The organism is Streptomyces sp. JHA26 (assembly GCF_002005565.1).
GTDB lineage: Bacteria > Actinomycetota > Actinomycetes > Streptomycetales > Streptomycetaceae > Streptomyces.
Map to the genome: position 1 here is coordinate 1 of NZ_BDJC01000078.1, position 18,997 is coordinate 18,997.

Sequence of the window (18,997 nt, forward strand, 5' to 3'; positions counted from 1 at the left end):
GGAATCGTCCGGGTGACGGGCCCAGGGCGCGGGGCACATGCGCCGTCCCCTTTCGTGGTGGGTGCGCGGGCGGGGTGCGGGCGGGCCCGGGGCCCCGGCCGGGGAGTGGCGGCCGGGACCCCGGGCGGTTCGGGGAGGCGTCAGGGTTCGATGAGACCGGCGCGGATGGCGTACCGGGTCAGCTCCAGCCGGTCGCGCAGGCCGAGCTTCTGCAGCAGGTTCGCCCGGTGCCGCTGCACGGTCTTGACGCTGATGAAGAGGATCTCGGCGATCTCCTTCGACGAGTGGCCCTCGGCGACGAGCTTGAGGACCTCCTCCTCGCGGGGGGTGAGGATGTGGTCGGCGGTCTCCTCGCCGTGCCGGACCCGGTCGAGGTAGTTGCGGATCAGGGCGGTGACCGCGCCCGGGTAGAGGAACGGCTCGTCGCGCATCGCGGCCCGGCAGGCGGCGACCAGGTCACGGTCGGCGACGGACTTCAGGACGTATCCGCAGGCGCCCGACTTCAGCGCCTGGAACAGGTACTGCTCGTTGTCGTGCATCGTCAGCATCAGGATGCGCAGACCCGGTGCGAGCGCGGACAGCTCCCGGGCCGCCTGGAGACCGGTCAGCCGGGGCATCGCGATGTCCAGCACGGCGAGGTCCACGGCGTGCGCGCGGGCCATGTCGATGGCCTCGGCGCCGTCCCCGGCCTCGGCGACCACTTCGAGGTCCGGCTCCCGGTCGAGGATGAGGCGCACACCGCGGCGTACCAGCGCGTGGTCGTCGGCGAGCAGGATGCGGATCCGGGACGGGTCGCGGGCGGGCGGCCCGGACGCGGCCGGCGCGGACGCGGTCGCCTCGGGAGCGGACGGGGCGGGCAGGGACGGGTCGGACATGGTCAGGGCTGCTTCTTCCTGGATGCGGGAACGGGTGCGGTGAGCCGGATCCGGGTACCGGTCCCGGGCGCCGAGGTGATGTCGAGGGCGGCCCCGATCAGCAGGGCCCGTTCGCGCATGCCGCGGATCCCCGCGCCCTCGCACGCCGCCTCGATGCCGCGGCCGTCGTCGGTGATCGTGAGCACCACCGCGCCCTCGGCCCGGCCGAGGCCCACCTCCAGGCGTTCGGCGTCCGCGTGGCGGGCGGCGTTGGTCAGGCTCTCCTGGGCGACGCGGTAGAGGACCAACTCCGTCTCGTGGTCCAGGGCCGGCAGATCGGTGTCGAAGCGGCGGACGACCCGCAGGCCGGTGTGGGTGGCGAAGTCGTGCGTGAGCGAGGTCAGCGCGCTGATCAGGCCGAGGTCGTCCAGGACCCCGGGCCGCAGCCGGCGCACCAGGCGGCGGACCTCGTCCAGGCTCTCCCGGGTGATCTCCTGCGCCTGGTGCAGTTCGCCGCGCAGCGGCTCGTCGGCGTCGTCCGCCGCGCGTCCCAGCACCAGCAGGATGGCGGTCATGCTCTGCCCGACCTCGTCGTGCAGTTCCTGCGCGATACGGCGCCGCTCCGCCTCCTGGGCGAGCAGGACGCGGGCGCTGCTGGTGGCGCGCTCGTGCTCCAGGCGGTCGAGCATGGCGTTGAAGGTGCGGATCAGCTCGGGCACCTCACCACCGCCGGACACCGGGAGCCGCTGGCCGGGGCGCAGCAGGTCGACCGTGGTCATCAGCTTCGTGAGCCGGTCCAGCGGCGACAGACCCCAGCGCAGCAGGGCGCCGTTGGCGACCAGCATGACGCCCATGCCGCCCACCAGGACGACGGCCTCGGTCAACAGGACCGGTACGGAGACGGTCACCGGAGCCCACAGCAGCAGTGCCGTGGCAAAGCCCAGCACCACCGCGTTGAGCCCGAAGATCCGCCAGAACAGGGACACCGGGGGTACGCCTCCTTCTGCGACGCGGCAGGCCTCTGCTTTCGGTCATCGCCCACCCCGTCGGAGCTGCGGCCCTTGGTCACGACCGAGCCTGCGCCCAGCCTGCCCCTTCCGTCCCGCCGGGTCGATGGGGTCCGACCCCCATTTCCCCGGCGTGCCGCACCCATACGGCCGCCCCGGGACACGGCGGAGTGGATGCTCCGCCCCCGGCCAAATGGGGTCTGCGCCCGATGGGAAACCGCCGCCGGTCCGGCCAGGGTTGAGGGTGACCAGGACTTCCCCGTACTCCCGGCGGCCGGCCCACGGCGCCCCGCAGTACTCCTGAGACCCAGAGAACCCAGAGAACCCAGAGAAAAGGACTCACCGTGTCGCTCGACGCCTCCCGCATCGAACCCCGCCCCGAGCGGCTGACCGCGCACGAGGCCCGTCAGCGCCTCGAACACGCGCGCAACACCCGGACGACCCAGCTCCAGGCCCTCGGCGAGAGCAGCCAGGACGACCAGCTGATGTCCGCGCAGAAGACGGCCATCGAGCGGGTCCTCAAGGAGATCGAGGAGGCCTTCGCACGCGTCGAGAACGGCACCTACGGCACCTGCCTGGGCTGCGGCAAGTCCGTCCCGGGCGAGCGCCTGGAGATCCTTCCCTACACGCGGTACTGCGTCGCCTGCCAGCGCCGCGCCGCCGCCTGAGCACCGCCCCGTCCAGTCGTCCTCTCCCGCCCTGCCGAGGGGTGAAGTGGTGAACCAACAGATGATCGGCGACCGCGGGACGCGGTTGTCGCCCGAGGACCTCGCCGTACTCCGGGACAACCTCCTGGAGCAGCGGCTGTTCCGCCAGGAGCAGCTGCGGCAGATCATGGCCGTCCCGTCCCGCGCCGACGACGGCTCCGCCGGGCAGACCGAGGTCCGCGTCCGGCTCGCGGCCTCCGCGCGCATGGTCCTCGCCGACGTGGAGGCGGCCCTCGACCGCATGGCCGAGGGCCGCTACGGCTCCTGTCGTCTGTGCCGGCGCCCCATCGCCCGCGAGCGCCTGATGATCGTGCCGCAGGCCCGCTACTGCGCCCGCTGCCAGCAGGTGCGGGAGGCCGGACGATGACCGTGGTCCGGCGGTCCCGTGCCGCCCTGTCCCGGCACCGGCCGTGGCCCCTGTGCCGGTGGTGCAGCGGTGTCGCCCTCGACATGGGCAGCGCCCGCACCCGCGCCTGGGTCGCCGGGCGGGGCGTGATCATCGACGTGCCGACGGTGACCTTCCCCGGTGCCGGCGCGGTGTACCCCGTCCAGCGCGGCTCCATCGTCGACACCGAGGGCACGGCCCGGATGCTCGAACGGCTGCTCGGCCACCGCCTGCCCCGCTTCTCCCGCCCGCTGGTCGTGGTGACCGCGCCCGTCCTGGACGGGTTCGCCTACCGCACCGAGGCCCGTACGGCGGTGGAGGTGCTGCGTCCGCGCAGCGTGCTGACCGTCCCTGGCGCGCGGGCCGTCGCCCTGGCGGCCGGGGCGGACCTGTCCCGGCCGCTGCTGGTGGTGGACCTCGGCGCCCGTCTGACCGAGGTGGTGCTGCTGGTGGACGGCGCCGTCTTCGACGCGCGCCGCGCCGCGCTGGGGACGGGCGACCTGGACGCCGCGACCCCGGCGGCGCGGATCGCGGAGGCGGTGGCCGACATGGTGACGTCGATGCTGCGCCAGGACCGTACGTCCCTGACCGTCGACGCCCTGGGCAGGGGACCGCTGCTGGCCGGCGGGGGCGCCCTGCGCCCCGAGATCACCTGCCGTCTCACCGCCAGGCTGCACGCCCCCCTGCGGACCGTGCCGGCGCCGCACACGGCAGCCGTCCGCGGGGCCGCCAGGCTCCTGGAGGCCGCCCACGCCCACCCGTCGACCACGGGCCCCGACGCGGACGCGGATCCACCGGACCGGTGCCGCCACTGACCACGCCCCGTCCCCCGGCCCCGGCCCCGGCCCCGGTGCCGGCGCCGGGGACCGACGGCACGCACCCGCACCGCGCCCGGCACACGGGCGCCCCGAGCCCCACCGGCTGCCCGCACCCCGGAACCGGAAGGAGAACACCCCGTGGCCGGCGACGTACCGCGAGCGCAGCCGCCTCCGGCTCCCGCGCCCCGACAGCACCCGTACGTCCTGCTGTGGCGGTGGCGCCGCAACCCCCTGCGGCGCCCCACCGACCGGCTGCGGGCGTGGATCGCCCTCGGGCTGCTGCTCGCCGTGCTGGCGGCGGCCCCGGCGGCGATGTCCGCGGTCGGCGACGCGGCGTACCGGCACTACCGCGACACCGCCGCGCACCAGGAACGCACCCGGGACCGCGTCCCCGCCGTCCTCGTCCACGACGCCCCGCGCCACCCGGAACCCGGGTCGGACGAGGCGCGCAGGACCCGCTACCCGGTCGAGGTCCGCTTCACCGCACCGGACGGCGCGACGAGGACCGGGAAGGCCGACGTGACACCCGGGCTGCCGGTGGACAGCACCGTCCTGGTGTGGGTGGACCCGGCGGGAGGGATCACCGAACCGCCACTGGACGCCGGTCAGATCCGCAGCCGCACCATGGGCTGGGCGATCCTCGCCTTCCTCGGCGTCGCCCTCGCCGGCCTCGCGGCGCACGCGGTCACCGGTCTGGTCCTGCACCGGCGCAACCTCGCCGCGTGGGACGCGGCCTGGGCGGCGACGTCACCGCGCTGGAGCAGATCCCCCTGACCGGCGTGAAGGCCGTACCGAGGGCCGGCGCGCTGTCACCGTCCCGGCGGTCCGACCCCCGCCCGCCGACGCCGCGTCACCGGCCCCGCCGTCAGGCCGTCGCCGCCGCGTCCGCGGCCGGCGGGATCAGCCGGCGGGCCAGCCAGGTCGGTACGCCGCCCAGCAGACGCAGGAGCCGTCGTGCCTCCTCCCGCAGCCGTGAGGCCTCCGGCTCCGACTCCGCGTCCGCGAGCGACACCAGCGCCGGGGCCGTACCGACGAGGTACCCCAGCTCCTCGCGGATGCGGAGCGACTCGGCGAATCCGTGCCGTGCGTCCGCCAACTCGCCCTCCCTGAGGGCGAGTCCGGCCAGATGCCGCCAGGTGGACGACACGAGCAGCGGATCCCCCTGCGCCGTCGCCCCGGCATGCGCCCGCCGGTACGCCGCGCGGGCGGCCTGCGGCGAGCGGGTCAGGTTCTCCGCGATCAGTCCGCGCCGGAAGTCCAGCAGCGCCCGCCCCGGTGCCCCCGGCGCGATCAGCGCCGCCGCCCGCCCCAGCGCGGCCCGCGCCTCGTCGGCCCGGTCGCGCACCCCGTGCACGGTGGCGGCGTAGGCGAGCTGACCGCGTTCACAGGCGGCAGCCCCGCGCTCGTCGTCGGTGTGGGCCAGCGCCTCGGCGGTGCGCAGCGCGTCCTCCGCCTCCGCCCAGCCCTGCTCGGCGTACAGACACCGCTCCACCAGCAGCGCGGCCCGCTGCAGCGCGGTGGCCGCGGTGACCGGCTGCAGCAGGGCCACCGCGTCGGTCCAGCAGGCGCGTGAGCGCAGCCGCCACACCGCGGTCTGGAGCGGATCGTCGCCGTCGGTCGTTCCCCAACCAGAACCAGCCATGGCGGAATGCGCCACGTCGCCCTCCCCAAGCACGCCATCGAGCCGTCGAGTGGTGGCCGCATCTCAGCACGGATCGAGGGGCCCGGCCAAGAGGGTGGGTGAAAGATTTCACAAAGTGGTGGGGGTTTCGGCGGCCGGGGTCCGGGGGCCTTCGGACCCCGCGTCTCAGCTCATGCGCAGTGCCAGGAAGAAATCGAGCTTGTCCTCGAGGCGCGACAGGTCGCGCCCCGTCAACTGCTCGATCCGCCCGACGCGGTAGCGCAGCGTGTTGACGTGCAGGTGGAGCCGGGCCGCACAGCGCGTCCAGGAGCCGTCGCAGTCGAGGAAGGCCTCCAGGGTCGGGACCAGCTCGGCGCGGTGGCGGCGGTCGTAGTCCCGCAGCGGGTCCAGCAGCCGGGCCGTGAAGGCGCGGCGCACGTCGTCCGGGACGAAGGGGAGCAGCAGCACGTGCGAGGCCAGTTCCTGGTGGCCGGCCGCGCACACCCGGCCGGGCCGGGCCGCGGCCACCCGGCGTGCGTGCCGGGCCTCCTCCAGCGCGCCGCGCAGCCCCTCCGCCGAGTGCACGGCCGCGCTGACGCCGAGCGTGAGCCACCCGTCGCCGTCCAGTCCGGCCGACAGCGGGTCCCGCACGGACGCCAGCAGCGCGTCGGCGAGGATCCCGGCCTCGGAGCCGTCGTGCTCGCTGGAGACCGCCGGCAGCGGCACCAGTGCGACGGCCTCCTCGCCGGTGTGCGCCACGGCGATGCGGTCGGAGGGTTCGGGGCCCGCCGCCAGCGGGTCGACGAGGATCTCCTCCAGGAGCCGCTGGGCGACCGGCCCGGACTCGGTGTCGCCGTCCTCCCACTCGACGCGGGCCACGACGACCTGCCAGTGCGGGGCCGCACCGAGGCCCGGCAGCAGCACCGGCGCCGCGACCCGCAGCCGGGCCGCGATCTCGGCGGGTGCCGCGCCCGTCTGCACCAGCTCCAGCACCTCCTGCGCGAGCCGCCGCCGCACCGTGCGCGCCGCGTCCCGCCGGTCCCGCTCGACCGCTATCAGCTGGGTGACGCCGTACAGCAGGTCGAGCCGCTCCTCGGCCCACTCCCCGGCGTCCGCCTCCACGGCCAGCAGCCAGTCGGACAGCACGCTCCCGCGCACGTCCCCCGCGACCTGCGGAGTGCGCCCGGTGCCGCGCACCGGGAAGAGGCTGTACGTCGTCCCGTCCAGCGTCACCCGGTGCGGCGCCCGGCGGCCCGCGCGGGTCGCCGCCAGGTGCTCCGCCGCCAGCCGCGTGCACACCTCGGCGGGCAACGCCGCCCCCGAGTCCTTGGGGTGGGCGACCGGCCGCCCGGCCGGGGACAGCACCCAGGCCCGCAGGTCGAGGTCGGAGCCGAGCAGGTCCAGGACCACGTCGGGGCCGCCGCCCGCCGGTCCGGAGGTCATCATCCGCCGGTGCCGGTCCACCACGGCCGCCAGGTCCCCGGCCCGCTCGCCGGACACCTGGCGCACGACGTGTTCGGTGATGGTCGCGAACGCCACCGACTCGTTCACCGCGAACAGCGGCAGCCGGTGCCGCGCGCACGCCGCCACCAGGTCCTCCGGCACGCTTCCCAGCTCGGCCTCACCGGCGGCGAGGGCCGACACCCCGGCCTGCACCAGGATCCGGACGAACGATTCGGAGTCGGCGGTGTCCCGGCGCCAGGCCAGGCCGGTGAGGACCAGCTCCCCGCCCGAGAGGTAGCGGCTGGGGTCCCGCAGGTCGGTGGTCATCACGCCCCGGACGGAGCGGTCCAGCTCGTCCTCGCCGCCGAGCAGCTCGAGGCCCAGCGCGTCGGTGTCCAGCAGTGCGCGCAGCCGCATTCTCGTCGCCGCCGTTCTTTCGTCTCGACATGTTCGTTCGATCATGGTGGGTCCGGGGCAGGGGACCGGTCGGCGGGCCGACGAGCGCCGCTCGCCCGCTTCCGAGCCGTGTTCCCGGTCACGCGGTCGTTCCGCCCGTTCCCGGAGGAGGACGAGGAGGTCACCGAGGACCCTCGTTCATACGAATCTACAAGATGCCTGCCGTGGCCAGCCAACTCCTTCATGGTTTCTGCGACTGACCCGGGTGGAGTACCGGGCGGTGTACTGAGCCCACTCCGCGTGAACAGCACAGGAACGACCCGGGCCCCGCCGCCCACGGAATGGCTCGAACAGCACGCCCCCAAGACGATGAAGAGAGCCGGTCATGGACTTCCTTCGCCCCGCCGGTTGGGAGGAGGCGCTCGCCGCGAAGGCCGAGCACCCCACCGCTGTGCCGCTCGCGGGTGGCACCGACGTCATGGTCGAGATCAACTTCGACCACCGCCGACCTGAGTACCTCATGGACCTGGGCCGCATCGACGAGCTGACCGAGTGGGAGGTCCGGGAGGATTCCGTACGGCTCGGTGCCTCCGTGCCCTACACGAAGATCATGGAGAACCTGAGCGCCGAGTTGCCGGGTCTCGCCCTCGCCTCGCACACGGTCGCCTCCCCGCAGATCCGCAACCGCGGCGGCGTGGGCGGGAACCTCGGCACCGCCTCCCCGGCGGGCGACGCCCACCCCGCGCTGCTCGCCGCCGGCGCCGAGGTCGAGGTCGAGTCGGTGCGCGGGACGCGCCGCATCCCGATCGACGCCTTCTACACCGGCGTGAAGCGCAACGCGCTGGCGCCCGACGAGCTGATCCGCGCCGTGCACATCGAGAAGGCCGACGGTCCGCAGCAGTTCTCCAAGGTCGGCACCCGCAACGCCATGGTCATCGCCGTGTGCGCGTTCGGCCTGGCCCTGCACCCCGCGACCCGCACGGTCCGCACCGGCATCGGCTCGGCCGCGCCCACCCCCGTGCGGGCCGCGGCCGCCGAGGACTTCCTGAACGCGGCGCTCGAAGAGGGCGGCTTCTGGGACAACGGAAAGATCATCACGCCGTCGGCCGTCAAGCGGTTCGCGGACCTGTGCTCCGCCGCCTGCAACCCGATCGACGACGTACGGGGCACCGCGAGCTACCGCCGCCACGCGGTCGGCGTCATGGCCCGCCGGACGCTCACCTGGACCTGGGAGGCGTACCGCGGTGCCCGCCGCGCCACGGAGGGAGCCGCGTGATGCGCGTCAACTTCACCGTCAACGGACACCCGCAGGAAGCCGACGGCGTGTGGGAGGGCGAATCCCTGCTGTACGTGCTGCGCGAGCGGCTCGGCCTGCCCGGCTCCAAGAACGCCTGCGAGCAGGGCGAGTGCGGCTCCTGCACGGTCCGCCTGGACGGAGTCCCGGTGTGCGCCTGCCTGGTCGCGGCCGGCCAGGCGGAGGGCCGCGAGGTCGTCACCGTCGAAGGACTGGCGGCCTTCGCCGAGGAGCGCGCCGGGGAGCACACTGCCGGCGCCGGGGGCGGCCGGGGCACCACGCTCGACGAGGCCCGGCGGTGGCGGGCCCGGGGCACCGGCCCGCACGCCGGCGGGAGCGCCGAACTGTCGCCGGTCCAGCAGGCGTTCCTCGACGCCGGCGCCGTCCAGTGCGGCTTCTGCACGCCCGGCCTGCTGGTCGCCGCCGACGCGATGCTGGAGCGCAACCCCGACCCGACCGACGCGGACATCCGCGAGGCGCTGTCGGGCAACCTGTGCCGCTGCACGGGCTACGAGAAGATCATGGACGCCGTCCGCCTGGCGGTCGCCCGCCGGTCCGAGGGGGCGTGACCATGGCTGCCGACGGCGTCCCCACCACGATCACCCGGGGTTCGCGGACCGCGGGCGGCATCGGCGAGTCCACGCTCCGCCCGGACGGCGTCCTCAAGGTCACCGGCGAGTTCGCGTACTCGTCCGACATGTGGCACGAGGACATGCTCTGGGGGCAGGTCCTGCGCTCCACGGTCGCGCACGCCGAGATCGTCTCCGTCGACACGAGCGAGGCCCTCGCCCAGGCCGGGGTGCACGCGGTCATGACGTACGACGACCTGCCCGCCGACGTGCGGCACTACGGCCTGGAGATCCGGGACACCCCGGTCCTCGCCCACGGCAAGGTGCGCCACCACGGCGAGCCGGTCGCGATCGTCGCCGCCGACCACCCCGAGACCGCGCGCCGCGCCGCCGCCAAGATCAAGGTCGAGTACCGGGAGCTGCCCGTCGTCACCGACGAGGCCTCCGCGACCGCCCCGGACGCGGTCCTCGTCCACGAGAACCGCACCGACCGCCACGCGGCCCACGTCCCGCACCCGAACATCCTCCACCGCCAGCCGATCGTGCGCGGCGACGCCGACGCCGCCGCCCGGCGGGCCGACGTGATCGTCGAGGGGGACTACGTCTTCGGCATGCAGGACCAGGCCTTCCTCGGCCCGGAGTCCGGCCTCGCGGTGCCGGCCGAGGACGGCGGCGTCGACCTGTACGTCGCCACCCAGTGGCTCCACGCCGACCTGCGTCAGATCGCGCCCGTGCTCGGCCTGTCCGAGGACAAGGTGCGCATGACGCTGTCCGGCGTCGGCGGCGCGTTCGGCGGGCGCGAGGACCTGTCGATGCAGATCCACGCCTGCCTGCTGGCCCTGCGCACCGGCAGACCCGTCAAGATCGTCTACAACCGCTTCGAGTCCTTCTTCGGGCACGTGCACCGCCACCCGGCCAGGCTCCACTACGAGCACGGGGCCACGCGCGACGGCAGGCTGACCCACATGAAGTGCCGGATCGTCCTGGACGGCGGCGCCTACGCCTCCACCTCCCCGGCCGTCGTCGGCAACGCCTCCTCGCTGTCCGCCGGTCCGTACGTGATCGACGACGTCGACATCGAGGCCCTCGCCCTCTACACCAACAACCCGCCCTGCGGCGCCATGCGCGGCTTCGGCGCGGTCCAGGCGTGCTTCGCCTACGAGGCGCAGATGGACAAGGTGGCCGCGGAACTCGGCATGGACCCGGTGGAGTTCCGCCGGATCAACGCCATGGAACAGGGCACGATCATGCCCACCGGTCAGCCGGTCGACTCCCCGGCGCCGGTCGCCGAACTCCTGCGCCGCGTCAAGGCGATGCCGATGCCGCCGGAGCGCCAGTGGGAGTCCGGCGAGGGCGTCGACGTGCGCCGGCTGCCCGGCGGCCTGTCCAACACCACGCACGGCGAGGGCGTCGTACGGGGCGTCGGCTACGCGGTCGGCATCAAGAACGTCGGCTTCTCCGAGGGCTTCGACGACTACTCCACCGCCAAGGTCCGCATGGAGGTCGTCGGCGGCCGGCCGGTCGCCACCGTGCACACGGCGATGGCGGAGGTCGGCCAGGGCGGCGTCACCGTCCACGCGCAGATCGCCCGCACCGAGCTGGGCGTCACCCAGGTCACCATCCATCCCGCCGACACGCAGGTGGGCTCGGCGGGCTCCACCTCCGCCTCCCGGCAGACGTACGTCACCGGCGGCGCCGTGAAGAACGCCTGCGAGCTGGTCCGCGAGAAGGTCCTGGAGATCGGCCGCCGCACGTTCGGTACGCACCACCCCGCCTGGGCCACCGCGGAGCTGCTCCTGGAGGACGGCAAGGTCGTCACCGACGGCGGCGAGGTCCTCGCCGACCTGGCGGACGTGCTGGGGGACGAGGCCGTGGAGGTCGAGCAGGAGTGGCGGCACCGGCCGACCGAGCCCTTCGACCTGCGCACCGGCCAGGGCAACGGCCACGTCCAGTACTCCTTCGCCGCGCACCGCGCCGTCGTCGAGGTCGACACCGAGCTCGGCCTGGTCAAGGTCGTCGAACTGGCCTGCGCGCAGGACGTCGGCAAGGCGCTCAACCCGCTCTCCGTCATCGGCCAGATCCAGGGCGGCACCGTCCAGGGCCTGGGCATGGCGGTGATGGAGGAGATCGTCGTCGACCCCGTGACGGCGAAGGTCCGGAACCCGTCCTTCACGGACTACCTGATCCCCACGATCCTCGACACGCCGACCATCCCCGTCGACGTGCTCGAACTCGCCGACGACCACGCCCCGTACGGGCTGCGCGGCGTCGGCGAGGCACCCACCCTGTCGTCCACACCGGCGGTCCTCGCGGCCATCAGGGACGCGACCGGGCTGGCGCTGGACCGCACGCCGGTACGACCGGAACACCTCACCGGCACGGCGTGAGCAGACCCTCCGGGCGGCGCACGGAACGTCACACACGCCGCGCCGCCCGGAGCACACCAGGGGGCCCGCCCGCTCGCGGGCCCCGGAGCACCACCACCCATGCGTTCGTCTCGGGCCGTCCCCCGGGTCGTGCACGTCCCAGAACCCACAGCCGCCCCAGCGGTTGACGGGTGCCCCTTTGAACCTTGGGAGACGACCCCATGACCCAGCAGTCAGTCGAACCCGAGACCACGGCCGAGGACGCGGGCGCGGGCTCCCGCGTCCCCGCCGGCCGGTCCTGGCTCGACCGTTACTTCCACATAACCCACCGCGGCTCCACGGTGGCGCGTGAGGTGCGCGGCGGCATCACCACCTTCATGGCGATGGCGTACATCGTCCTGCTCAACCCCGTGATCCTGTCCGGCAAGGACGCCGCGGGGGACACCCTGGGCCAGAAGGCCCTGATCACCGCGACGGCGCTCGCCGCCGCGGTCACCACGCTCCTCATGGGCTTCGTCGGCAAGGTGCCGCTCGCCCTGGCCGCCGGACTCTCGGTGTCCGGCGTGATCGCCGGCCAGGTCGCCCCCCAGATGACCTGGCCGCAGGCCATGGGCATGTGCGTCATGTACGGCGTGGTGATCATGCTGCTCGTGGTCACCGGGCTCCGCGAGATGATCATGAACGCGATCCCGCTCGCCCTCAAGCACGGCATCACCATGGGCATCGGCCTGTTCATCGCCATCATCGGCCTGGTGAAGGGCGGGTTCGTCCACAAGGGCGAGTCCACGCCGCTCACGCTCGGCCCGGCCGGCGAACTCGCGGGCTGGCCCGTCCTGCTCTTCGCGGGCACCCTGCTCCTGATCTTCATGCTCCAGGCGCGCGACACCCCCGGCGCGATCCTGATCGGCATCGTCACCGGCACCGTCGTCGCGGCCCTGCTGAACGCCGCCGGGGTCGTCGATCCCGGGCAGTGGGCCAACGGCGCTCCGGAACTGCACGGCAGCGCCGTCTCCCTGCCCGACTTCTCGCTCTTCGGCAGCCTGGAGTTCGGCGGCTGGGGCGAGGTCGGCGCGATGACCGTCGGCATGATCGTCTTCACGCTGGTGCTGGCCGGGTTCTTCGACGCGATGGCCACCATCATCGGCGTCGGCACCGAGGCGAAGCTCGCCGACGACAAGGGCCGCATGCCGGGCCTGTCGAAGGCGCTGTTCATCGACGGCGCCGGCGGCGCCATCGGCGGTGTGGCGGGCGGCTCCGGCCAGACCGTCTTCGTCGAGTCCGCGACCGGCGTCGGCGAGGGCGCCCGCACCGGCCTCGCCTCGGTCGTCACCGGCGCGTTCTTCGCGGCCTGCCTCTTCTTCACGCCGATCACCGCGATCGTGCCGCAGGAGGTCGCCTCGGCCGCGCTGGTCGTCATCGGCGCGATGATGATGATGAACGCCCGGCACGTGGACTGGGCCGACCGGGCCACCGCGATCCCGGTCTTCCTGACCGTCGTCCTGATGCCGTTCACGTACTCCATCACGGCGGGTGTCGCCGCCGGCGTCATCTCCCACGTCGCCGTCAAGGTCGCGCAGGGCAGGGCCCGGGAGACCGGCGCGTTCATGTGGGCACTGACGGTGGTCTTCTTCGTCTACTTCGCCCTCGGTCCCATCGAGAGCTGGATGGGCGTGCACTAGCCGCTCCCCGGGGGAACCCCTTCCCTACCACCGCGGGCGAGGAGACCGACCATGCTGGACATCGCCGAAGAACTGCACCGGTGGGTCGAGCAGGGGCGCGACGTCGCCGTGGCCACCGTCGTGGCCGTCGGCGGCAGCGCCCCCCGTCCGTCCGGCGCCGCCCTCGCGGTGGACGCCGGGGGCACGGTGATCGGCTCGGTCTCCGGCGGCTGTGTGGAGGGGGCCGTCTACGAGCTGTGCCGGCAGGCGCTCCAGGACGGCCGGACCGTCCTGGAGCGCTTCGGCCACAGCGACGAGGACGCCTTCGCCGCGGGTCTGACCTGCGGCGGAGTCATCGACGTCCTCGTCACGCCGGTACGGGCGGACGACCCGGTCCGTCCGGCCGTCGCCGCCGCTCTCGCCGCCGCCGCGCGGGGGGAGGCGGTGGCGCTGGCGCGGATCGTGAGCGGCCCGGCGGAGCTGATGGGCCGCGCCCTGGCCGTCGGCCCGGACGGCTCGCGCACCGGCGGCTTCGGCACGCACCCCCGACTGGACCGCACGGCGGCCGCCGAGGCGGGCGCCTTCCTGGACGCGGGCCGCACGGGCACGGTGGAGGTCGGGGAGCAGGGCTCGCGGTGCGGAGCACCGTTGACGCTGCTGGTCGAGACCTCCGTCCCGGCCCCCCGCATGATCGTCTTCGGGGCGATCGACTTCGCCTCGGCACTGGCGCGCGTCGGCAAGTTCCTCGGCTACCACGTGACGGTGTGCGACGCGCGCCCCGTCTTCGCGACGCGGGCCCGCTTCCCGGACGCCGACGAGGTCGTGGTCGAGTGGCCCCACGTGTACCTGGAGCGCACGGACGTCGACGCCCGCACGGTGCTGTGCGTCCTGACCCACGAGAGCAGGTTCGACGTACCGCTCCTCGAGCTGGCCCTGCGCCTGCCCGTCGCGTACGTCGGCGCGATGGGCTCCCGCCGCACCCACCTGGACCGCGACGAGCGCCTGCGCGAGGCCGGCGTCACGGACCGGGAGCTGGCCCGGCTCAGGTCCCCCGTCGGCCTGGACCTCGGCGCCCGTACGCCCGAGGAGACGGCCCTGTCGATCGCGGCGGAGATCGTCGCCGCCCGGCGCGGCGGCAGCGGCGCCTCGCTGACCGGCGCCCACACCCCGATCCACCACGACGGCACGCCGACCCCCGGCGGACGGATCGGCTCCGCGACCTGAGCGTCCCGCCCTTGGCCTCCGGCCCTGAGCCCCGGCCCCCGGCCTCGGGCCCCAGTCTCAGCCGGGCCTCGGGCCTCACCCCCGGGACGCGGGCCCTGGCCCCGGCTCCCGGCCTCAGCCTCAGCCTCAGCCGGGCCTCGGGCCTCACCCCCGGGACGCGGGCCCTGGCCCCGGCTCCCGGCCTCAGCCCCGGCTCCCGGCCTCAGCCCCGGGCTTAGGACTGGGTACGGGCACCATCGTCCGTCGGATCCCCGGTTGCGGACCTCGACGGTGGCGCAACGGCCCGGAGCCAGGATCGCGCGTGCCGCGTTCGTGCCCGCAGCCCGCAGCCCGCAGCCCGCAGCCCGCAGCCCGCAGCCCGCAGCCCGCAGCCCGCAGCAGCGCCATCGGGCCTGGCCACGCGGGGCACGACCGGCCTGGCGCGCAGCGGCCCGCGGCCCCGGCGGGGACGCGGGCCACGGCACGCCGGATCCGGCTCAGGCGGCGGTTCGCGCCCCCGTCTCCGCGTCCCGGCCGGCCTCCTCGTCGAAACGGACGTGGAAGCGCCGGGTGTGGTCCAGCCGGCGCTCCGGGCCGGTCAGGGTGACCGTCGCCGTCAGGCGGACGTCGGCGCTCGAGGCCGCCAGCCGCAGCCGCAGCTCGCCCGGTTCGACCACGCGCCGCCCGTCGCGGCCGGTGAACGAGGCGACGTCGGCCGGAACGCGCACGCGCAGACGACGGGACTCGCCCGCCTCCAGCGCGACCCTGGTGTAGCCGACGAGGCGCTGCACCGGCTGGACGACGGAGGCGACGGGGTCGTGCAGGTAGAGCTGGACGACCTCGGTGCCGTGCCGTTCCCCGGTGTTGCGCACGGTGAAGGCGAGGGAGCACTCGCCCGCGGTGTCCGTCTCGGGCTCGTCGACCACGAGGTCGCTCCACTCGAAGGACGTGTACGACAGGCCGTGCCCGAACGCGAACGCCGCGGTGGGGTCGATGCTGGAGACGTCGCTGGCCTGCGCGAGCCGGGCGGCCAGGTACGTGGCGGGCTGGGCGCCCGAGCCGCGCGGCACGCTGACGGGCAGCCGCCCGGACGGGTTGGTCCGGCCGCTCAGGACACCGGCGACGGCACCGGTCCCCTCGGAGCCGGGGAAGAAGGACTGCACGATCGCGGCGGCCTCGTCCACGGCCCGGCCGAGCGCGTAGGGCCGGCCGGCGAGCATGACCACCACCACCGGCCTGCCCGTGTCGAGCAGCGCGTCGAGCAGCTCCTGCTGGGCCCCCGGCAGGGCCAGCGACTCGGTGTCGCAGCCCTCCCCGCTGGTCCCGCGTCCGAACAGGCCCGCCCGGTCGCCGAGGGCCACGACGACGACGTCGGCCTCCCGCGCGGTGGAGACGGCCTCCGCCAGGCCGCTCAGGTCACCGTCGTCGACGCCCGTGCCGCGTGCCGCGGTCAGCTCCGCGTCGGGGAACTCGGCCCGCAGCGCGTCGTGCAGCGTGGGCAGGTCGATGCCCGCGGGCGTCTGCGGGTGCAGCACGCCGACGTGCTGGGGGAAGGAGTAGCAGCCGAGCACGGCCGTCGGCTCGGCGGCGTTCGGGCCGATCAGCGCGATGCGGCGCGGCCCGTCCAGCGGCAGCGTGCCGTCGTTGGTGAGCAGCACGACCGCCTCGTCGGCGACGGCCCGGGCCAGCTCCCGGTTGGCGGGGGAGTCCAGGTCCACGGTGCCGCGCAGCGCGTCCGGATCGTCCAGGTCGGCTCCCCGCAGCGCGTCCGGGACCGGGTCCCAGTCGGGGTCGAGCAGGCCGAGGCGCACCTTCTGGGCGAGCACGCGGCGCAGGGCGCGGTCGATCAGCGCCTCGGGCGTCCGGCCCGCGGTGACGGCCTCGACGAGGGGGGCCCCGAACGTCTTGACGGTGGGCAGCTCCACGTCGACCCCCGCGCGCAGGGCCGCGTCCGCCGCCTCGGCCCAGTCCCCGGCGATCCCGTGCAGGACCTTGAGGAAGGCGATGCCGAAGTAGTCGGCGACGACCGTGCCGTCGAAGCCCCACGTGTCGCGCAGCAGCCCGGTGAGGAGCTCCTCGTCGGCCGCCGAGGGGATCCCGTCGGTGTCGGTGTAGGCGTGCATGACGGAGTCCGCCCCGCCCTCGAGCAGGGCCATCTCGAACGGCGGCAGGAGCACGTCCGCCCGCTCGCGCGGTCCCATGCCGACGGGCGCCAGGTTGCGGCCGGCGCGGGAGGCGGAGTACCCGGCGAAGTGCTTCAGGGTGGCGACGACGCCCGCGGACTGCAGGCCCTGCACATAGGCGGTGCCGATGCTGCCGACGAGGTAGGGGTCCTCGCCGATGGTCTCTTCGACGCGGCCCCAGCGGGCGTCCCGCACCACGTCCAGGACGGGCGCGAGGCCCTGGTGGACGCCGACGGAGCGCATGTCGCGGCCGATGGCGGCGGCCATCCGGCGGACCAGGGCGGGATCGAAGGTGGCGCCCCAGGACAGGGGCACCGGATAGGCGGTGGCGCCCCAGGTGGCGAATCCGGCCAGGCACTCCTCGTGCGCCAGCGCGGGGATCCCGAAGCGGTTCGCCGCGGTGATCCGGGCCTGCGTGCGCAGCAGGGACAGCGCGCCGAGCGCGGGATCGACGGGGGCCGTACCGAAGGGGCGGGTCAACTGCCCCAGGCCGGACGGCAGGAGGGCGTCGAGGTCGGCCTTCTCCTCCATGTCGTGCTGGTGCGGGGCGACTTCACCGCCCTCGTCGGACGCGCCGACCCACACGCCGTACAGTTGGGCGATCTTCTCCTCGAGGCTCATCGCGTCGACGAGCGCGGAGACACGGGTGCCGATGTCCTGGGCGGGGTCGTTCCACAGGGGCAGGTCGAGGTTGGGCTCTTCGGCCACGTTGACGGTCACTTTCCTCCCACGCCCATCAGGCCCTGGACCAGGGCCTTGCGTGCGAACAGGTAAACGAGCAGCACGGGCACCATCGACAGCGTCACGGCCCCCAGCAGGCCGGGGATGTCGATGCCGTGTTCGGTCTGGAAGTCGTACAGGCCCAGGGTGACGACCTTGGTGGCGTCGGACTGGGTCAGGACGAGCGGGAACAGGAAGCCGTTCCAGGCCTGCAGCGCGGAGAACACCACGATGGTGGACAGGCCCCCGCGCGAGAGCGGAACGACGAGCTGGAAGAACATCCGCCTCGGGCTCGCCCCGTCCATCGTCATCGCCTCGAACAGCTCCGGGGAGATGTCGCGCATGGACCCGGAGAGGATGAGCGCCGACATCGGCAGGCAGAACGCCGCCGTGGGCAGGACGACGCCGAGGAGGTTGTCGTACAGGCCCGCCTCGCTGATCAGGTAGAACATCGGGACGATGACGGCCTGGGCGGGGATGGCGAGGCCCAGCAGGAACAGCCGGAAGATCTGCGAGGTGGTCCGGCTGCGGTTGCGGACGATCGCGTAGGCCAGCGGCGGCACGAGCAGCAGCACCACGCCGACGACGCAGACGGTGACGATGACGGTGTTGAGGAAGTACTGGCCGAAGCCCGAGTCGAAGGCGTTCGTGTAGTTGTCGAGGGTGAAGGCGTCGGGGAAGGACAGCGGGCCGTTCTTCGCGTAGTCCTGCCGGGTGCGCAGGGTCGCCGCGAGCATGACGTACAGCGGCAGGCCCACCAGGACCAGCCAGACGATCGAGCCCGCGCCGGCCAGGTAGTTGGGGCGTCGCCTCATGAGACCCCCTCCATGGTGCTGCGCATCTTGTCGTAACCGGAGACGCGGACCACGACCAGCGAGACGACCGTGGCCGCGACGACCAGGCACAGGGCGATGACCGAGCCGGCGCCGAAGTCGAAGCCCTTGAAGGCCTTCTGGTACATGTAGTAGGCACTGATCGTGGTGTCGGTGCCCGGTCCGCCCTGGGTGAGGATGAGCACCGTCTCGAAGGTGGTGAGCCCACCGACGATCATCAGGATCATCGAGGTGATCACCGAGGTGCGCAGCTGCGGCAGGGTGATGTGGAAGAACTGGCGGTAGCGCCCCGCCCCGTCGATGGCCGCCGCCTGGTACAGCACCTGCGGGACGGCCCGCGCGGCACCCTGGTAGATCAGCGTGTGGAACGGGGTGAACTGCCAGGTGCTCACGAAGGCCAGCACGCCGATGGCCGTGGCCTGTTCACCGAACAGGTTGCCGTCCCCGAACAGCCAGGTCAGCCGGGCGGGAATGCCGAAGTTCGGGTCGAGCAGCGCCCGCCAGAGCACCGACACGGCGGTGGCGGACAGCAGCAGCGGCAGGAAGTAGATCACCGACAGCACGGCGCGGTTGCGCTGCGGTCCGGCGGCCCACACGCCGAGCACGATGCTCAGCGGCGTCTGGAGCACCACACCCAGCGCGGTGAGCAGCAGGGTGAGCCAGATGCTCTTGATCATCACCGGGTCGTCGAGGACGCGGTTCCAGTTGTCCAGCCCGACGAACTCGGGTGAGCCCAGGCCGTTCCAGCTCATGAAGGACAGCACCGCCACCATGATCAGCGGGGCGATGGCGAAGAGGGCGAAGAACACGGTGGCGGGCAGCGCCCAGAGGAAACTCGGGCGCGTGCCGTGGGCGGTGTAGGGGCCTTCCGGCCGCCGCCGGACCTTTCCGGGGGTCGTGGCGGCGGCCGGAACGCTCGTGATCTCAGTGGTCATGAGCC

At 73.9% G+C, this 18,997-nt stretch carries 16 protein-coding genes; 9 read left to right on the forward strand and 7 right to left on the reverse strand.

What is annotated here, in order from left to right:
* Positions 1-140 precede the first annotated feature (140 nt).
* Both JHAT_RS30630 and JHAT_RS30635 read right to left on the reverse strand, forming a co-directional pair.
* Complete coding sequence (locus JHAT_RS30630) at positions 141-875, reverse strand: response regulator transcription factor (RefSeq protein WP_077801542.1); 735 nt, start codon at positions 873-875, stop codon at positions 141-143.
* A 2-nt stretch (positions 876-877) separates the two neighbouring features.
* Positions 878-1,840 carry a HAMP domain-containing sensor histidine kinase gene (locus tag JHAT_RS30635; RefSeq protein ID WP_171991133.1) on the reverse strand — a complete coding sequence of 321 codons (963 nt, stop codon included), beginning with the start codon at positions 1,838-1,840 and terminating at the stop codon, positions 878-880.
* Between the two features lie 365 nt (positions 1,841-2,205).
* Between JHAT_RS30635 and JHAT_RS30640 the strand changes: the two genes are divergently transcribed.
* The 4 genes from JHAT_RS30640 to JHAT_RS30655 all read left to right on the forward strand — a co-directional run bounded on the left by JHAT_RS30640 (position 2,206) and on the right by JHAT_RS30655 (position 4,545).
* The gene (locus tag JHAT_RS30640; RefSeq protein ID WP_077801543.1) at positions 2,206-2,529 is read left to right on the forward strand and encodes a TraR/DksA C4-type zinc finger protein; all 324 of its coding nucleotides are present in this window, start codon (positions 2,206-2,208) and stop codon (positions 2,527-2,529) included.
* Positions 2,530-2,575: 46 nt separating this feature from the next.
* Positions 2,576-2,935: a TraR/DksA family transcriptional regulator gene (locus JHAT_RS30645; RefSeq protein ID WP_077801544.1), complete on the forward strand. Its 360-nt coding sequence runs from the start codon at positions 2,576-2,578 to the stop codon at positions 2,933-2,935.
* The gene (locus tag JHAT_RS30650) at positions 2,932-3,768 is read left to right on the forward strand and encodes a rod shape-determining protein (protein WP_171991134.1); all 837 of its coding nucleotides are present in this window, start codon (positions 2,932-2,934) and stop codon (positions 3,766-3,768) included. The genes JHAT_RS30645 and JHAT_RS30650 overlap by 4 nt, the downstream gene beginning before the upstream one ends.
* 141 nt (positions 3,769-3,909) lie before the next feature.
* Entirely contained in the window at positions 3,910-4,545 is a 636-nt protein-coding gene (locus JHAT_RS30655; RefSeq protein WP_077801545.1) for a hypothetical protein, read from the forward strand.
* 91 nt (positions 4,546-4,636) lie between these two features.
* Here the strand turns inward: JHAT_RS30655 and JHAT_RS30660 are convergent, their stop codons facing one another.
* Positions 4,637-5,428, reverse strand: a complete 792-nt coding sequence (locus tag JHAT_RS30660; RefSeq protein ID WP_077801546.1) for a hypothetical protein — start codon at positions 5,426-5,428, stop codon at positions 4,637-4,639.
* Between the two features lie 150 nt (positions 5,429-5,578).
* Positions 5,579-7,252: a PucR family transcriptional regulator gene (locus JHAT_RS30665; protein WP_077801547.1), complete on the reverse strand. Its 1,674-nt coding sequence runs from the start codon at positions 7,250-7,252 to the stop codon at positions 5,579-5,581.
* A 364-nt stretch (positions 7,253-7,616) separates the two neighbouring features.
* On the opposite strand from JHAT_RS30665, the gene JHAT_RS30675 reads away from it, so the two are divergent.
* The 5 genes from JHAT_RS30675 (at position 7,617) to JHAT_RS30695 (ending at position 14,342) form a co-directional block, all read left to right on the forward strand.
* Positions 7,617-8,507: a xanthine dehydrogenase family protein subunit M gene (locus tag JHAT_RS30675; protein ID WP_077801548.1), complete on the forward strand. Its 891-nt coding sequence runs from the start codon at positions 7,617-7,619 to the stop codon at positions 8,505-8,507.
* Positions 8,507-9,094 carry a (2Fe-2S)-binding protein gene (locus JHAT_RS30680; protein ID WP_077801549.1) on the forward strand — a complete coding sequence of 196 codons (588 nt, stop codon included), beginning with the start codon at positions 8,507-8,509 and terminating at the stop codon, positions 9,092-9,094. The genes JHAT_RS30675 and JHAT_RS30680 overlap by 1 nt, the downstream gene beginning before the upstream one ends.
* 2 nt (positions 9,095-9,096) lie before the next feature.
* On the forward strand, positions 9,097-11,481 hold the full coding sequence (locus JHAT_RS30685; protein WP_077801550.1) for a xanthine dehydrogenase family protein molybdopterin-binding subunit: 2,385 nt from the start codon (positions 9,097-9,099) through the stop codon (positions 11,479-11,481).
* Between the two features lie 200 nt (positions 11,482-11,681).
* Complete coding sequence (locus tag JHAT_RS30690) at positions 11,682-13,139, forward strand: NCS2 family permease (protein ID WP_077801551.1); 1,458 nt, start codon at positions 11,682-11,684, stop codon at positions 13,137-13,139.
* A gap of 51 nt (positions 13,140-13,190) precedes the next feature.
* Entirely contained in the window at positions 13,191-14,342 is a 1,152-nt protein-coding gene (locus JHAT_RS30695; protein WP_077801552.1) for an XdhC family protein, read from the forward strand.
* 476 nt (positions 14,343-14,818) lie between these two features.
* Here JHAT_RS30695 and JHAT_RS30705 read toward each other — a convergent pair whose 3' ends face one another.
* The 3 genes from JHAT_RS30705 to JHAT_RS30715 are packed head-to-tail and all read right to left on the reverse strand — an operon-like array spanning position 14,819 to position 18,992.
* On the reverse strand, positions 14,819-17,224 hold the full coding sequence (locus JHAT_RS30705; RefSeq protein ID WP_077801554.1) for a glycoside hydrolase family 3 N-terminal domain-containing protein: 2,406 nt from the start codon (positions 17,222-17,224) through the stop codon (positions 14,819-14,821).
* Positions 17,221-18,039 carry a carbohydrate ABC transporter permease gene (locus JHAT_RS30710; protein ID WP_077801555.1) on the reverse strand — a complete coding sequence of 273 codons (819 nt, stop codon included), beginning with the start codon at positions 18,037-18,039 and terminating at the stop codon, positions 17,221-17,223. The genes JHAT_RS30705 and JHAT_RS30710 overlap by 4 nt, the downstream gene beginning before the upstream one ends.
* Complete coding sequence (locus JHAT_RS30715) at positions 18,036-18,992, reverse strand: carbohydrate ABC transporter permease (RefSeq protein WP_077801556.1); 957 nt, start codon at positions 18,990-18,992, stop codon at positions 18,036-18,038. The genes JHAT_RS30710 and JHAT_RS30715 overlap by 4 nt, the downstream gene beginning before the upstream one ends.
* Positions 18,993-18,997 lie beyond the last annotated feature (5 nt).

Bases quoted from the DNA above. Each gene is read 5' to 3' on its own strand.
- JHAT_RS30710 (WP_077801555.1), bottom strand. From the start codon at position 18,039: ATGAGGCGACGCCCCAACTACCTGGCCGGCGCGGGCTCGATCGTCTGG.
- JHAT_RS30665 (WP_077801547.1), bottom strand. From the start codon at position 7,252: ATGCGGCTGCGCGCACTGCTGGACACCGACGCGCTGGGCCTCGAGCTG.
- JHAT_RS30715 (WP_077801556.1), bottom strand. From the start codon at position 18,992: ATGACCACTGAGATCACGAGCGTTCCGGCCGCCGCCACGACCCCCGGA.
- JHAT_RS30650 (WP_171991134.1), top strand. From the start codon at position 2,932: ATGACCGTGGTCCGGCGGTCCCGTGCCGCCCTGTCCCGGCACCGGCCG.
- JHAT_RS30695 (WP_077801552.1), top strand. From the start codon at position 13,191: ATGCTGGACATCGCCGAAGAACTGCACCGGTGGGTCGAGCAGGGGCGC.
- JHAT_RS30680 (WP_077801549.1), top strand. From the start codon at position 8,507: ATGCGCGTCAACTTCACCGTCAACGGACACCCGCAGGAAGCCGACGGC.
- JHAT_RS30685 (WP_077801550.1), top strand. From the start codon at position 9,097: ATGGCTGCCGACGGCGTCCCCACCACGATCACCCGGGGTTCGCGGACC.
- JHAT_RS30690 (WP_077801551.1), top strand. From the start codon at position 11,682: ATGACCCAGCAGTCAGTCGAACCCGAGACCACGGCCGAGGACGCGGGC.
- JHAT_RS30675 (WP_077801548.1), top strand. From the start codon at position 7,617: ATGGACTTCCTTCGCCCCGCCGGTTGGGAGGAGGCGCTCGCCGCGAAG.
- JHAT_RS30630 (WP_077801542.1), bottom strand. From the start codon at position 875: ATGTCCGACCCGTCCCTGCCCGCCCCGTCCGCTCCCGAGGCGACCGCG.